This is a genomic window from Ornithinimicrobium ciconiae, from assembly GCF_007197575.1.
Lineage (GTDB): Bacteria > Actinomycetota > Actinomycetes > Actinomycetales > Dermatophilaceae > Ornithinicoccus > Ornithinicoccus ciconiae.
The window spans coordinates 3,594,329-3,609,698 of record NZ_CP041616.1 but is presented as its reverse complement, the minus strand read 5'-3'; the positions used below and the strand labels follow the sequence as shown (position 1 = coordinate 3,609,698).

The following is a 15,370-nucleotide window of genomic DNA, read 5'->3' as shown; positions in this document are numbered from 1 at the left end:
GGTTCCCTCCGCTCAGTGTGGATGTGTCAGAAGCGACCTCCCACCGAGGTCGAACCGCCTCCGCCGCCCCCGCCGAAGCCGCCGCCCCCGCCGAAACCTCCGCCACCGAAGCCGCCACCACCGCCGAAACCTCCGCCGCCCCCACCCCAACTGCCGCCCCAGCCGCCGCTGTGCCGGTTGCCGCTGCCAGCCAGGATGCCGCCAAGGATCACCGAGAGAGGGTCGATGCCACCGCCGCGGCGGGTGCCGCCACTGGCGGGGCCGTCCCACCGGTCGACGTCCTGCTGCGCCTCGCTGAGGGCCTGCTCACCGAGCTGCTCGGCCCGGGTCAGCAGGTTGGCAGCCTCGCTCGGGTTGTCCGAGGCCAGGCGCTGCGCCTCGTCGAAGAGTCGCAGGGCCTCAGAGATCCGGGTCCGCGCACCGCTGTTGACCGCCCCGCGACGGGTGGCGATGGTCTCGTCGATGCTGCGCAGGCGGGCTCCCACGCGGGTCACCCGGGCGCTGAAGTCCTCACGGACCTTGGTGCGCTGGCTCTCAGCATCGCGCAACGGGTCCAGCAGGGTGTCCAGGTCGTGCTCGGTCGCGTCCAGGTCGGCCAGTGCCGCCAGCGGGTCGCCGGCGGTGTCGGCGCTCTGCCCCTTCACGATCGCCTGACGCGCCCGCTCCACCACCGGCTGGATCACCGAGTCGCGGGGGGCCAGACGCTGAGCGTCCTGGATGTCGGAGGTCAGCGAGGCAATGGCCTTGGCCAGCACCTCCTTGGCGTTGGCCAAGTCGTTGTCGGCGCTGCCGATCGCGTCGAGCAGCCGGACCGCCTGGCCCAGTGACTCCTCCGCTGCCCGAGCGGCTGCCACCGCGGAGGGGCGGTCGTTGCCGGACACGGACTCCCGGCCGGCGTCGACGAAGCCCCGGGCGCTGTCGAGGAGCCGCTCGGCCTGGGTGTAGTGGCCGCGAACGGTCGTCAGGGCCGCTGCGGGATAGCGCGCGGCCAGCCCCTCAACCTGCTGGCGAGCCACCGGCAGTCGGTCGGTCACCTCCTGGGCCCGCCCGGACAGGTCCTCCAGGAACTGCGGCACGGTGTCTTGCAGGGAGCGCATCTCGGCGAACTCCGAGGCGTGGGCGTCCAGGCTGGCCTGGGCGGAGGAGCACAGCTCGATGATCTGGGAGAGCATGTTGCGCTCGACCGGCTCCGCCTCCCGGTTGGAGTCGTCGAGCAGCTGGCGGATCTTGAAGGCCTCCTGGGAGCGGGCTCGCGCGTCGGTCAGCACCGTACGGAACTGCTCGGTGCGCTGCTGGCCGAACTGCGCCTCGGCGAAGCTCAGCTCCTCCTCTGCGCTGCGCAGCGCGTTGTCCAGCCCCACCAGGGCGCTGGCGGCCTGTCGCTGCAGCTCCTGGGTGGGCACCTGTGAGATCTGACTGGGCTCGGCCGGCAGCTGCCCGGCCCGGTCCCGGCTCTGCCGGGCGCTCTTGTTGCCCATCGCCGAGATGACCCTGGACCCGGCGATTGCCACGACCGGGACGGCAAAGAACCACGGGAAGGCGTTGCCGAAGCCGCTGCCCGATCCCTGGTGCGACGGTGGGACCCCCACGTCTCCGCGGTCGTCGGTTCCGACCCCGCTGTCGACCTCGGTGTTGACCCCGTCGGGCAGCACCTCGGCCAGCCCCTCAGTCGCGCCCAGGACGGCTCCGGTCCAGTCGTCGTCGCCGAGGGCCGGCTCCACATAGTTGCTGGCGACCTCGTTGAGAGAGCCCGCGGAGACGAGGTCGCTGCCGGTCAGTCCGTAGGCACGCTGCTCCACCGCCACGGACAGCAGGACGTCGTCACCACCGAAGCCGTTGAGGTTGTAGGTGTTATCGGACCAGTCGGAGCCGCTGGGTCGGTCGAACTCATCGACGAAGACGACAAACAGCTGCAACCCGGTGTCGTCGCGCAGCTCCTGGATCGCCGAGGTCAGCTCGTCCTCGCTGCCGGAGAGGGCGCCGACCGGGTCGGTGATCTGCTCCTGCAGCTCCAGGGGCTCCTCCTCGGCCAGCGCGACCTGTGCGGTGAGCGAGAGCGGCACGGCGAGGGCAGCCCCGACGAACAGCGTGGCAACCCATGGTCTGGGCGTGCGGCGGCTCTGCTCTGGTGTCTGGGTCACGGTGTGATCTTCCTGTCAATGACCCGTTGGTGCAACCGCCCCCGGATCGAATCGTGGTGCTGTCGTTCCTCGCCTTTAGACTGTCAGAGACCCCGACGAGTTCCTCGCTCGGGCCTTTTGTGCTGTCCAGTTGCGTGTGTGCCGGCTGGTCAGTGTGTTGTCTGAGTATGCCGAGAGGACCCTTGTGAGTCTCACCCCAGTGCGCGCGGCCCTGGTCAGCGACCCCGGAGCTGCGGCGGTCCTGACCGCCGCAGCGGACCGTGAGGCGCTCGTCGACGTTGCGGTCGCAGCCGGTGCCCGCCCGGCCCTGGTGGCCTCCCTGGCAGGCAGTGCCCCGCTGCTGGCGGTGACCGCCACCGGCCGGGAGGCCGACGACCTGGCCGCGGCGCTGGGTGAGTTCCTCCCCGCCGAGGACGTTGTGACCTTTCCGAGCTGGGAGACCCTGCCGCACGAGCGGCTCAGCCCCCGCAGCGACACCGTGGGCCAGCGTCTGGCGGTCCTGCGACGGTTGACGCACCCGCAGCCCGACGAGCCGGAACACGGTCCGGCGCGGGTGATCGTGGCCTCGGCACGGGCGATGCTGCAGCCCTTCGTCGCCGGGCTCGGGGATCTGGTGCCGGTCCAGCTGCGGGCGGGGGAGACCCACGACTTCGAGGAGACCATCGCGGCGCTCGCGGCGGCCGCCTACGTGCGCACCGACCTGGTCGAGCGCCGCGGTGAGTTCTCGGTGCGCGGCGGCATCCTCGACATCTTCCCGCCGACCGAGGAACACCCGTTGCGCGTGGAGTTCTGGGGCGACACGGTGGAGGAGATCCGTTGGTTCAAGGTCGCTGACCAGCGCTCCCTGGAGATCGCGGACGGTGGCCTGTGGGCTCCGCCGTGCCGGGAGCTGCTGCTCACGGACGAGGTGCGCGCCCGGGCCGCCGACCTGGCCGAGCAGCTGCCCGGGGTCGGGGACCTGCTGGGCAAGCTCGCCGAGGGGATCGCGGTCGAGGGCATGGAGTCGCTGGCGCCCGTGCTGGTCGATGCGATGGAGACCCTGCTCGATGTGCTCCCGGAGCGCACCAACGTCGTCCTCTTCGACCCGGAGCGGATCCGCACCCGCGCGCACGACCTGGTGCAGACCAGCGAGGAGTTCCTGGGGGCCAGCTGGGCGGCGGCCGCAGGTGGCGCCACCGGGTCATCCGGTCCGGTCGACCTGCAGGAGGTGCTCGGCGGGGCGTCCTACTGGTCGCTGGGTGACATGCGGGCACGCGCGCTCGAGCTGGATCACAGCTGGTGGACCTTCACAGCCTTCGTCGGTGACGAGGAGCTCGCGGAGTTCACCGAGGACAGCGATGACGACGTCGCCCGCACGATCACGGTCGACTCCAGCCCGGTCGAGGCGTTCCGCAGCGACACCGAGGCGATCGTGGCGGCGCTGCGCGGCTGGCTCGCCGACGGCCAGCGGGTCGTCGTCTCGCTGGAGGGCCCCGGCCTGGCGCGCCGGGTCAGCGAGGTGCTCGCCGAGAGTGACATCCCGCACCGGCTCAGCTCCCCGCTGGGGGCGTTGGACCCCGACATCGTGCAGGTCACCACGGGCACCGTCGGGCGGGGGTTCGCGCTGCCTGGTGCCAAGCTGGTGCTGGTCGGCGAGGCCGACCTGACCGGCCAGGTCAGCACCGTGGGCACGACCAGGGACATGCGGCGGATGCCGTCGCGCCGGCGGGCGCAGGTCGACCCGTTGCAGCTGCGGCCCGGTGACTTCGTGGTGCACGAGCAGCACGGCGTCGGCCGGTTTGTGGAGATGGCGCAGCGGCAGGTGCAGGGGGCCGTGCGCGAATACCTCGTGCTGGAATACGCCTCGGCCAAGCGAGGTCAGCCGGCCGACCGGTTGTACGTCCCCACCGACCAGCTCGACCAGATCACGAAGTATGTCGGCGGCGAGGCGCCGTCGCTGAACCGCCTGGGCGGTGCCGACTGGCAGAAGACGAAGTCGCGCGCCAAGAAACACGTCAAGCAGATCGCTGCCGAGCTGATCCGCCTCTACAGCGCGCGGATGGCGACGCAGGGCTATGCGTTTGGTCCGGACACTCCGTGGCAGCGCGAGCTCGAGGACGCCTTCGCCTTCGTGGAGACCACCGACCAGCTCTCCAGCATCGAGGAGGTCAAGGCCGACATGGAAAAGCCCGTCCCGATGGACCGGCTGATCTCCGGTGACGTGGGCTACGGCAAGACGGAGATCGCGGTGCGGGCCGCCTTCAAGGCGATCCAGGACGGCAAGCAGGTCGCGATCCTGGTGCCGACCACGCTGCTGGTGCAGCAACACTTCGAGACGTTCACCGAGCGCTATGCACAATATCCGGTGGTCGTGCGGGCCCTGTCGCGCTTCCAGTCGGACAAGGAGGCCAAGGAGGTCATCAAGGGCCTGGCCGAGGGCAGCGTCGACCTGGTGATTGGCACGCACCGCATCCTCTCGACCGGGGTGACCTTCAAGGACCTCGGACTGGTCGTGATCGACGAGGAGCAGCGCTTCGGCGTCGAGCACAAGGAGCAGCTCAAGGCGCTGCGCACCAACGTCGACGTGCTCGCGATGTCGGCCACCCCGATCCCGCGGACCCTGGAGATGGCGGTCACCGGCATCCGGGAGATGTCCACGCTGGCCACCCCACCCGAGGAGCGGCACCCGGTGCTGACGTTCGTCGGAGGCTATGACGAGCGGCAGATCGCTGCGGCGATCCGGCGAGAACTGCTCCGTGATGGGCAGGTCTTCTTCCTGCACAACAAGGTCCGCTCGATCGACAAGGTCGCCAGCCGCATCCGCGAGCTGGTCCCGGAGGCGCGGGTGGCGACGGCCCACGGTCAGATGGGCGAGCACCAGCTGGAGAAGGTGGTGCTCGACTTCTGGGAGGGCAACTTCGACGTGATGGTGTGCACCACGATCGTGGAGACCGGGCTGGACATCTCCAACGCCAACACCCTCATCGTCGACCGGGCCGACCAGTTCGGCCTCTCCCAGCTGCACCAGCTGCGGGGGCGGGTGGGCCGTGGCCGGGAGCGGGCCTACGCCTACTTCACCTATCCACCCGAGAAGCCGCTGACCGAGACCGCGGTGGAGCGGCTGCAGACCATCGCCACGAACACCGACCTCGGCTCCGGCATGGCGGTGGCGATGAAGGACCTGGAGATCCGCGGCGCGGGCAACCTGCTCGGTGGCGAGCAGTCCGGCCACATCGCCGGCGTCGGGTTCGACCTCTATGTCCGGCTCGTCAGCGATGCCGTCGCCGGCTTCAAGGGTGAGCTGGACGAGTCACCGGCCGAGATCAAGATCGAGCTGCCGGTCGACGCGCACCTGCCGCACGAATACATCCCCGGTGAGCGGTTGCGGCTGGAGGCCTACACCAAGCTGGCCAAGGTCACGGACGAGGACGAGCTTGCCGAGATCGAGGCCGAGCTGGTCGACCGCTATGGCACGCCTCCGGAGCCGGTGCAGAACCTCCTGGAGGTCGCACGGCTGCGGACCCTGGCCCGTAAGGCAGGCGTCAGTGACATCTCCGTGCAGGGGCAGAGCATCCGCTTCGGTCCGGTGGAGCTGCGCGAGAGCCAGCAGCTGCGGCTCAACCGGCTGTTCCCCGGCACGATCATCAAGGCCGCGACCCGGACCGTCCTGGTGCCGGCGCCCAAGACCGCCCGGGTGGGCGGAAAGGTGGTGCGGGACAAGGCAATTCTTGATTGGGCAAGCGTGCTGATCCGGCAGGTCATGCTGGACGACCTGACGGCCGTGGGGGCCTCAGGCAGCGTGACACGATGAGCCAATGAGTGTCGGACTGGAACGTCAGATCGAGCTGATCCGGGTCCAGGCGCAGGCCTGCGAGCAGCTCGGCTCGCCCCTGTATGCCGTGCTGCTCGACCGGCTCGCCGGCGACGTGGCGGCGGGGGGTGTGGGCGCCCGGATCCTGGCTGGTCACGAGGAGGATCCCGGGCCGTCCGCGCTGGCGCTGCGCCTGATGGCCGCGGTCCACCGGCTGGTGCTGACCGGGCGAGCGCCAGCGCTGGCGGCGCACTATCCCAGCACCGGTGGTGACGGGGACGCCGCAGCGGCGTGGCCGGCCTTCCGGGAGGTCCTCGAGGACCACACGGAGGAGGTGCGGGCCGGGCTCGCGTCCCCGCCGCAGACCAACGAGGTCGGGCGCTCGGCAGCGCTATGGGGCGGGTTGCTGCGGATCCTCGCGGCGAGCGACCGTCCTGACCTGCCGGTCCGGCTGGTTGAGATCGGTGCCTCCGGCGGCCTCAACCTGTTGGCTGACCAGTTCACCTACCGGGCAACGGACGGTGGTGACTGGCGGGGTGGCGACTCGCAGGGAGGCGCGTCGCAGAGTCGTGACGTGCGCGCTGGTCACGGGACCGGGGTGGTGCTGGACCCGGCCTGGGAGACCCGGCCCCCCGGCATACCGGAGTTGGTGGAGGTGGTCGACCGGCTTGGGTGCGACCTCTCACCGATCGCGGCCGACACCGAGGAGGGCGCGTTGTCCCTGCTCAGCTGTGTCTGGCCGGACCAGACGCACCGGCTCGAGCGACTGCGCGGGGCACTGGGGTTGGCACGCAGGCATCCCGTGGAGGTCGTGCGGAGTGGCGGGGGAGACTTCCTCGACGGGGTGGAGCTGGTGGACGGACAGCACACGGTGGTGTGGCACTCGGTGATGTGGCAGTACGTCCCGGTCGAGGAGCGGCAGCGGATGCTGGACCGGCTGCAGGAGCTCGGTGCCGGTGCCGCGAGTGTCCGTCCACTGACGCACCTGGCCTTCGAGCCACGGCGTCTGCAGCCCGGCGGCCCGCACCGGTTTGTGGTCGCGGCCACGACGTGGCCCGGTGGTGGGGAGCGACTGCTGGGGGAGGCGCCGCCCCACGGTGTGCCGGTGAGGTGGGGTGCCCCCCAGCAGACGGAGACTGCCTGACCGAGGCTCACCGCGCCAGGACCCTTCGGCATGTGTCAGGCACTGGCGGGGTCAGGACCCCGTCAGTGCCCGACAGACTGTTGCGCCGCGCCGAGAGATGGGACGCTGGGCGGCATGACGGCACAGGACCGGGTGACACCGTATGACGCGACCCACGCTGAGGGACTGGAGGACTGGCGCTATCTGCTGGGGGCGCTAGTGGCACGATTCGACACGCCCAGCCCGGCGGCGGGCGCCGCCCTGGCAGTCGCGATCGCCGAGGTGGGCGACCGGATGCATCACCATCCCGAGGTGGACCTGCGTGCTGATCACCTCGTGGTGCGGACCCGCACCGAGGCGGCCGACGGGATCACTCAGCAGGACCTCGACCTGGCCCACGCGGTCAGTGACCTGGCGAGCAGTGGGGACGCCGCGGCCCGGCCCTTGGCGGTGTCATCGCTCGAGCTGGCCATCGACACGGTGGATGCCTCGGCGATCCGGCCGTTCTGGGTCGCGGTGCTCGGCCTGCAGTCGGATGCCCGTGGGGATCTGCGCGACCCCGACGGTCATCTGCCCAGCATCTGGTTCCAGGACATGGACCCGCCGCGGACGGACCGCAACCGGATCCACCTCGACATCACCGTGCCGCACGATGTTGCCGAGCAGCGGGTGGCGGCAGCCCTCGCCGCCGGCGGACGCCTGGTCGCCGACGATCGCGCCCCGGCGTGGTGGATCCTGGCCGATGCCGAGGGCAACGAGATCTGCGTGTGCACCTGGCAGGCGCGGTCCACGAGTGGCGAACCCGGCTCGCGCTGACCGAGCCGTGTTGCGCTGAAGCCTGAGCCCGCCTGGGGGTGTGCGAAGGATCCATCCAGGTGCACGTCAGGGGGTTGGGGCGTGCACCGAGGCGTTAGCTCGCGTGGCTCTCGATCGCGGCGCCGACCCGTGGGAGGGCGCTGATGACGTTGTCCTTGGCCTTGCCGCGCAACGAGCCATAGACCTTCTTGACGACCTTGTTGGAGGTGCTGCCGACCTGGCGGTCGGTGACCGCCAGCAGGGCCTCCGCAGCCTCGACCTGGCGGTCGACCAGCGTGTCGGCGAAGGGGCGCTCGCCCGTGCTCTGCCAGAAGGGGTCCAGTGCCTCCGCAAACCCGGGGAGCAGCCGGTTGACCGCCTTGCCGACGAACCCGTCGGAGATCTTGGTGATCGCGCCGTAGCCGGTCTTGATGACCCTGCCGCCGATGCCCGACTTGTCGGCCACCTCGGCGTCGACGACACCCACGAGTGTCTCGACAACGGCAGGGCGACGGGCCGGGTCGAGCAGGGTCTGCGACAGGGAACTCATGCGCCCAGTCTCACACCCGCAGCCATAGTGCGAGGAGGGGTGTCTGAGTCACTGGATGACTCAGACACCCCTCTGGCTCAGATGTCTGAGTCACTGGATGACTCAGACACCCCTCTGGCTCAGATGTCTGAGTCACTGGATGACTCAGACACCCCTCAGGCTCAGATGCCGGTCCCGACGCTCGCTCGGTCACCGCTGGTCACGACACCTGCTCACGACACCGTGCTCACGACGCCGCTGCTACGACACCGTGCTCACATGGGGTGATGGCTCAGGTGGTCCAGGCCTGCCAGAGTGCGGCGTACTCCCCGCCGAGGGCGACGAGCTCGTCGTGACTGCCGAGCTCGGCGATCCGGCCGTCGATCACCACGGCGATGCGGTCCGCATCGTGCGCCGTGTGCAGCCGGTGCGCGATCGCCACCACGGTCCGCTCGGACAGCAGGGCGTTCATCGAGCCCTCGAGGTTGCGCGCGGTGCGGGGGTCGATCAGCGAGGTGGCCTCATCGAGCACGATCGTGTGCGGGTCGGCCAGGATCAGCCGCGCGAGCGCGACCTGCTGGGCCTGACCCGGTGTCAGGTCCTGCGCGCCGGAGCCGATCCGTGCGTCCAGCCCCTCGGGCATCCGCGACACCCAGTCCCAGGCCCCGACGGCACGCAGGGCACGCTCGACCGCGACGTCGTCGGCGCCCTCGCGGGCCAGGACGATGTTGTCGCGCACGGTCCCGATGAAGACGTGGTGCTCCTGGGTGACCAGGGCGACCTCGCGGCGCAGGTGGTCCAGGGGCAGCGAGGTCAGCTCGACCCCGCCGACCGTCACCGAACCGGTCCGCGGGCCGTGGATGCCCGCGAGCAACCGGCCCAGCGTCGACTTGCCGGACCCACTCGGACCGACGATCGCGAGCCGCTCACCCGGGGCGAGAGACAGGTCGATGCCATGCAGCACGTCGTGGCCCGCGCGGTAGGCATAGCGCAGGTCCGCCCCCACCAGGGTGGAGTCGCGCGGCTGCTCCGAGCCCTCCTCCCGATCAGCCGGCACAGTCGCGATGCCGAGCAGGCGGGTCGTCGAGGCGATGCCGACCTGCACGTTGTCGATGGTGTGCACCAGCATGTCGAAGGGACCCCACAGCGCCTCGGTGTAGAGCACCGCCGTGGTGATCTGGCCGATCGTGGCCCAGTCCTGGGAGTAAGCGAGTGCGCCGACAGTCAGCACCAGGACCCGCGGCAGGCTGAAGGCGAGGTCCATCACCAGGAACAGCAGGTTGCGCAGCGTCAGACCATAACGCTCGGCCTGGGCCGACACCTCGATGTCGTCGTCACCGACCCGCAGCCGTTGACCGCCGATCTGGAGGGCTTCGACGGTGCGGGCGCCCTCGACGGTCTCGGTCAGGTGCGTATTGATCCGCGAGTAGCTTCCGCCCTCGGTCAGGTAGCCATTCGGCGCACGCTTGAGATAGCGGCGCACCTGCACCAGCGAGACCGCCAGCAGGACCAGCGAGGGCAGGGCCAGCAGCCAGCTGTTGGCGATCATCGCCACCAGCGTGGCCACCACCGTGGTGCCCGCCACGATGACCTGCGGCAGAGCCCAGCGCACGCTCTCGCTCATCGTCCCGACGTCGCGGGTGACGCGGGTGACCAGGTCGCCGGAACTCGCGGTCTCCACGCGGGAGAGGGGGAGGCGCAGGATCGCGCGCACCACAAACTCCCGCGCCGAGGCCAGGATCCCCTGACCGAGCACGGCGGAGGCGCTCTTGGCAGCCAGGGTCAAGAGGGCCTGCAGCACGACGATGCCGGCCACGACCAGCGCGACCGAGTTGGCGGTCGCCAGGGCCACGTCGGTGCGGCCGGCCGCCACGTCAGTCACGGTGCTGTCGACCAGCCGACCCAGCCACCAGGGCACCATCAGCCCGGCCACGGCGGCGAGGGCGTTGCCCAGGACCACCGCCACCACCCACAGTTTGCGCTCACCGAGCAGCCGACCGATGAAGCGCACCACCTGGCGCGGCGCCGCGATCGGCAGGCCGCGCGTGGAGCTCATCGTGTCGGCGACGAACTCGGCGGCGCGCTGCTCACGCAGCAGGTGGCGTCGGCGCATCGCCGCGGCGCGCTCGGGCACCGTGGCCGTGGTGGGCGGCACGAGTGCGTCAGGGATGGCGGGAGCGTCGGTGTCCGCGGCGTCCCAGGTGCGTGCCGACTCCTCCGCCAGGTCCGGTGGCAGCAAGGAGGCGTGTGTCGTGCTCATGCTCACAGCACCTCCTGGGGGGCGGGTCGGGACATCGAGTGGTGGTCGTGCGGTGGGGTGTCGTCGGGCTCGGGCCGGTCGATCGTGGCCGACTCCTCACCCCGGACGACCACCGCGCGGTATGCCGGGTTGCCGGCGAGCAGGTCGGCGTGCGTTCCGCGGGCGGCCACCACCCCGCCCTGCAGGAGGACGACCTCGTCCGCGTGGTGCAGCAGCAGCGGGGAGGCAGTCATCACCACGGTGGTCCGTCCCTCACGGGCGGTGCCGAGCCGTTTGGCGATGCGGGCCTCGGTGTGCGCGTCCACGGCCGAGGTCGGCTCGACCAGGACCAGCACCTCGGGGTCGGCGGCGAGGGCGCGCATCAGGACCAGCCGTTGGCGCTGCCCGCCGGACAGACCGCGGCCTCGCTCGTCGAGCTCGCCGGCCCAGCCGCCGGGGATCGCGTCGAAGACGTCGTCGGCGGAGGCCGCCCACAGTGCCGACTCCGCGGCCGCCCGGTCCAGCCGGCCGTGCGGATCGACGGCTGAGCGCAGGGTGCCGGCGAAGACGTGCGGGCTGGTGTCGCTGACCATGATGCGTGCGCGGACTTCGTCGAGGTCGGCGTCGCTGAGATCGACGTCGCCGAGGCGCACACCCCAGGCCTGGTGGGCCCGCTCCTCGTCGCGGACCGCCTGCTCGGCGCGGGCGATGATCCGCCGGGCGCGTTCGCGGCGGGCCGCGCGGCCCTTGAGCTCCTCGGGGAGCTCGAGACTGATCTGGGCGTCCGGCTCCTCGGGCAGGTAGCGGCCCAGCCGGTCCCCCAGGGCCGCCGAGTCGTCGGGCACGGCCGAGACGACCATGGTGAGTCGGCCGGGGGTGAGCACCAGGCCGGAGGCGTCATCGGTCAGCGGTGCACCGTGTGGCAGCGGTCGCGGCACCGCGGGGTGCTCCCAGGGGGGACGCTGCTCCAGGACCGCGATCGCCTTGCGGGCGGAGACGACCGAGCGGGTCATCTTCTGGGCGAACTCCACGAAGGTGCGCATCGGCTGGACCAGGAACAGGCCGTAACCCAGAACGCTGACCAGCTGGCCGACCATCAGCCGACCCTGGATGACCTCCCGCACCCCGACCCACATGAGAGCCACGACGAAGGCGCCACTGAGCAGCACGCCGACGGCCTCCACGCCCGCCTGCCAGGAGCCGGCGTTGACGCCCGACTGGCGCACCCGCTGTGACTGACGGGTGTAGTTGCCACCGAAGGTCCCCTCGCCGCCGATGCCGCGCAGGATGCGCAGGCCCCCGACGATGTCGGTGGCCATCGAGGTGAGCTCGGAGTTGCGGGAGCGCTCGATGCCCTGCCAGCGCTGCATGGGGCGCAGCAGCGGCATGCCGCACACCACCAGCAGCGGTGCCGAGAGCAGCACGAGAACCCCCATGGACGGGTTGATGGAGATCACGATGACCGCCACGCACAGGAAGGCCACCAGCTCGGAGAAGGCGCGGGTGACGATCTCGATGAACCCGCCGAACTGGTCGCTGTCGCTGCCGGAGACCGACAGGACCTCGCCGGTCGGCGTGCGGCGCGGCAGGACGTGACCCAGTTGCAGGGTCTTGCGGGTGACCAGCTTGGTCGTGCCATAGAGCGCGACGAGCCACTCGCGCACGATCACCGTGTGATAGACCGTGCCGCTGAGCCCGCCGACCACCGTGATGGCCAGCAGCACCAGCACCCATTGCCAGAACAGGGCACTGTCACCGCCGACGATGCCGTCGTCGATGGCCCGGCCGACCAGCCAGGGACCGAGCACCTGGGGGAGCATCCACACCAGGGCGATGCCCACGCCGGCCAGCGCGAGCGTGCCCTCGAGCCGGATCATCCACCAGAGGAAGTGCCTCGGGCTGCGGGTGTCCGGCGCGGCGTCGTCGCGTGCTGAGTAGGCCCGGATCTCGGGCGGAAAGTCTTGCATGGCTTGATCAAGGGTACGGCCCCGGACGAGTGCTGAACCACCCAATTATGCCGCCGCGCCGCCGGTGCCTCGTGGCCTCCTGGCGCCCTGCGTAGAGAGGGTCGGGGAGGTCACCACCTACGCTGGCCCGGTGGAGATGACTGACGAGAATGCCTGGCTCGAGGACGTCGAGGGAGACACTCAGCTGGATTGGGTGCGGGAGCGCAACGCGGGGGAGGCGGCCCGGATCGCGGGCACGGCCGAGTTCGCCACCACCCGTGACCGGATCCTGGCGATGCTCGACTCCGACGCCAAGATCCCCGACGTCAGCAAGATCGGCGATCACTACTACAACTTCTGGAAGGACGCCGACCACGAGCGCGGCCTGTGGCGGCGCACCACCCTGGACTCCTATCGCGGCGAGCACCCCGACTGGGAGACCGTCCTGGACCTGGATGCGCTCAGCGAGGCCGAGGGGGAGAACTGGGTCTGGCACGGGGCCACCGTCCTGCGCCGCACTGCCGGCAGCTCGACGGACGACCACCGTCTGGCCATGATCGACCTGTCCCGTGGCGGCGCCGACGCCGATGTCTCCCGAGAGTTCGACCTGCACGCCAGGTCCTTCGTCGAGGACGGCTTCCACCGGCCCGAGGCCAAGGGCTCGGTCTCCTGGGTGGACGCCGACACGCTGCTGGTCTCGACCGACACCGGACCGGGGAGTATGACGGACAGCGGCTATCCGCGGATCGCTCGCCGCTGGAGCCGGGGCACCGAGCTGGAGCAGGCGCCGGTCGTCTTCGAGGGGGAGACCAGTGACATCGGGGTCTGGGCCTTCCATGACGACACGCTTGGGCACGAACGCGACCTGATCCAGCGGGGCATCACCTTCTACACCAACGAGCTGCACGTGCTGGGCGCTGACGGCCGGCCGGTGCGCATCGACGTGCCCGACTCGGCCCAGGCGGGGATCACCCGCCAGTGGCTCACGGTCACGCTGCGAGATGACTGGACCCCGACGGAGCAGCCCGGTGGTTCGGTCCAGGCAGACCGGACCCCGGCGGGCAGGACCTTTGCCGCGGGCTCGCTCCTCGGCATACGGCTGGAGGAGTTCCTGGGCGGGTCCCGGGACTTCCAGCAACTCTTTGTCCCGACCCCGACCAGCTCGCTGACCTCTCACACCTGGACCCGCCACCATCTCGTGCTCAACATCCTGGACGACGTGACCAACCGGCTCGAGGTCCTCACACCCCCGACGGACGATGACTCGTCGCAGGGCTTCTCGCGGCGGGCGTTCACCGGGGCACCGCAGGTCGGGACGAGTGTCGTGGCCGCCGTCGACCGCACCGCGTCCGATCTGGTCTGGCTCTACACCACCGATTTCCTCACCCCGACCAGGCTGTCTCTCGCCGACGTCTTCGGCGCCGCCGACCCGGAGCTGCTGAAGTCGATGCCCACCTTCTTCGACAGCAGCGGGTTGGTCGCCACGCAGCGGTTCGTCACCTCCGCGGACGGCACGCGGGTGCCCTACTTCCTGGTGCACCGCGCCGACCTGCCCGCCGACGGCACCACCCCGACGCTGCTCTATGCCTACGGCGGTTTTGAGATCTCCCTGACGCCGACCTACTCGGGTGGCCTCGGCTCGGCCTGGCTGGAGCGGGGTGGGGCCTACGCGCTGGCCAACATCCGCGGTGGCGGGGAGTATGGCCCGGCTTGGCACCAGAGCGCGCTGAAAGCCAACCGGCACCGCGCCTACGAGGACCTGGCGGCAGTCGCGCGCGACCTGATCGACACGGGGGTCACGCAGGCGAAAAAGCTTGGGGTGCAGGGTGGCTCGAACGGTGGATTGCTCACCGGCAATATGCTCACGCAGTATCCCGACCTGTTTGGGGCCGTGGTCATCCAGGTGCCGCTGCTCGACATGGCGCGCTACTCCCACCTGCTGGCGGGAGCCTCCTGGGTGGCGGAGTATGGCGATCCCGACGTGCCCGAGGAGTGGGAGTTCCTCCGGACGTTCAGCCCCTATCACCTCTTCGACCCCGCCCGGGACTATCCGCCGGTGCTGTTCACCACCTCGACACGGGATGACCGGGTGCACCCCGGGCACGCGCGCAAGATGGCGGCCCGGATGCTGGCGGCCGGCAAGGACGTGACCTACTACGAGAACATCGAGGGCGGCCACGGGGGTGCCGCCACCAACAGCCAGCTCGCGCACATGCAGGCGCTGGCCTACCGCTTCCTCGCCGAGCGGCTCGGCGTGGCGGGCCCCGGGTCGATGGGTGACGGGTCAGCGGACGGCAGTGGGGTGGCCTGACCGCGGCGCGCATACCAGCGCTGCATGACCCCGTCCATCTCCTCCAGGAGGAAGGCGAAGAACTCCTGCAGGTCGGTCAGCCGGCGGGCCGCCTCGCCCCCCGGCTCCACGACGGCCAGGCCCCGGCCGAAGCCGACAATCCAGGCGTGCAGCGAGTTGGTGTCCTGCGCCAGCAGCCGGATCAGGGAGTCGCTGTCCACGACATACTGCTCCCGGCGGGTGCCGGGCACGGTGCGCCGGGAGATCATCCCGATCTGGGCGAGCCAGCGCACGGCCGAGGAGACGGCCGCGGGGCTGATCTGCAGCGCTGCCGCCAGCTCTGCTGCGGTCATGCTGCCCTGCTCGCTGACCAGGATCGCGGCATAGACGCGAGAGGGCATCCGCTGGACCCCGGAGGCCGTGATGGTCGCCGCGAGGTCCTCGACATAGGCCAGCTGCTCTCGGGTGAACTGCCGGGACGCCGTCTCGTCGGACATCGCACCGCCCTCCTGGAGTT

At 70.6% G+C, this 15,370-nt stretch carries 9 protein-coding genes; 4 read left to right on the top strand and 5 right to left on the bottom strand.

Features of this window, described 5'->3' with window-relative positions; translation table 11 throughout:
* Positions 1-26: 26 nt before the first annotated feature.
* Positions 27-2,141, bottom strand: a complete 2,115-nt coding sequence (locus tag FNH13_RS16690) for a TPM domain-containing protein (protein ID WP_143784491.1) — start codon at positions 2,139-2,141, stop codon at positions 27-29.
* A 184-nt stretch (positions 2,142-2,325) separates the two neighbouring features.
* Between FNH13_RS16690 and mfd the strand changes: the two genes are divergently transcribed.
* From mfd to FNH13_RS16675, 3 genes are all read left to right on the top strand, one after another.
* Complete coding sequence (mfd, locus tag FNH13_RS16685) at positions 2,326-5,931, top strand: transcription-repair coupling factor (RefSeq protein ID WP_143784490.1); 3,606 nt, start codon at positions 2,326-2,328, stop codon at positions 5,929-5,931.
* Between the two features lie 4 nt (positions 5,932-5,935).
* On the top strand, positions 5,936-7,075 hold the full coding sequence (locus tag FNH13_RS16680) for a DUF2332 domain-containing protein (protein ID WP_143784489.1): 1,140 nt from the start codon (positions 5,936-5,938) through the stop codon (positions 7,073-7,075).
* A gap of 114 nt (positions 7,076-7,189) precedes the next feature.
* A complete protein-coding gene (locus tag FNH13_RS16675) occupies positions 7,190-7,870 on the top strand; it encodes a VOC family protein (protein ID WP_143784488.1) in 681 nt (226 codons plus the stop codon).
* A gap of 94 nt (positions 7,871-7,964) precedes the next feature.
* Here the strand turns inward: FNH13_RS16675 and FNH13_RS16670 are convergent, their stop codons facing one another.
* From FNH13_RS16670 to FNH13_RS16660, 3 genes are all read right to left on the bottom strand, one after another.
* On the bottom strand, positions 7,965-8,399 hold the full coding sequence (locus FNH13_RS16670; RefSeq protein ID WP_143784487.1) for a DUF6918 family protein: 435 nt from the start codon (positions 8,397-8,399) through the stop codon (positions 7,965-7,967).
* Positions 8,400-8,670: 271 nt separating this feature from the next.
* The gene (locus FNH13_RS16665) at positions 8,671-10,638 is read right to left on the bottom strand and encodes an ABC transporter ATP-binding protein (RefSeq protein ID WP_143784486.1); all 1,968 of its coding nucleotides are present in this window, start codon (positions 10,636-10,638) and stop codon (positions 8,671-8,673) included.
* A 2-nt stretch (positions 10,639-10,640) separates the two neighbouring features.
* Positions 10,641-12,584, bottom strand: a complete 1,944-nt coding sequence (locus FNH13_RS16660; protein WP_143784485.1) for an ABC transporter transmembrane domain-containing protein — start codon at positions 12,582-12,584, stop codon at positions 10,641-10,643.
* A gap of 64 nt (positions 12,585-12,648) precedes the next feature.
* On the opposite strand from FNH13_RS16660, the gene FNH13_RS16655 reads away from it, so the two are divergent.
* Positions 12,649-14,874, top strand: coding sequence for a prolyl oligopeptidase family serine peptidase (locus tag FNH13_RS16655; protein ID WP_228266453.1), 2,226 nt, complete (start codon positions 12,649-12,651; stop codon positions 14,872-14,874).
* Here the strand turns inward: FNH13_RS16655 and FNH13_RS16650 are convergent.
* Positions 14,790-15,350: a GbsR/MarR family transcriptional regulator gene (locus FNH13_RS16650; protein ID WP_143784484.1), complete on the bottom strand. Its 561-nt coding sequence runs from the start codon at positions 15,348-15,350 to the stop codon at positions 14,790-14,792. The genes FNH13_RS16655 and FNH13_RS16650 overlap by 85 nt on opposite strands.
* Positions 15,351-15,370: the final 20 nt, after the last annotated feature.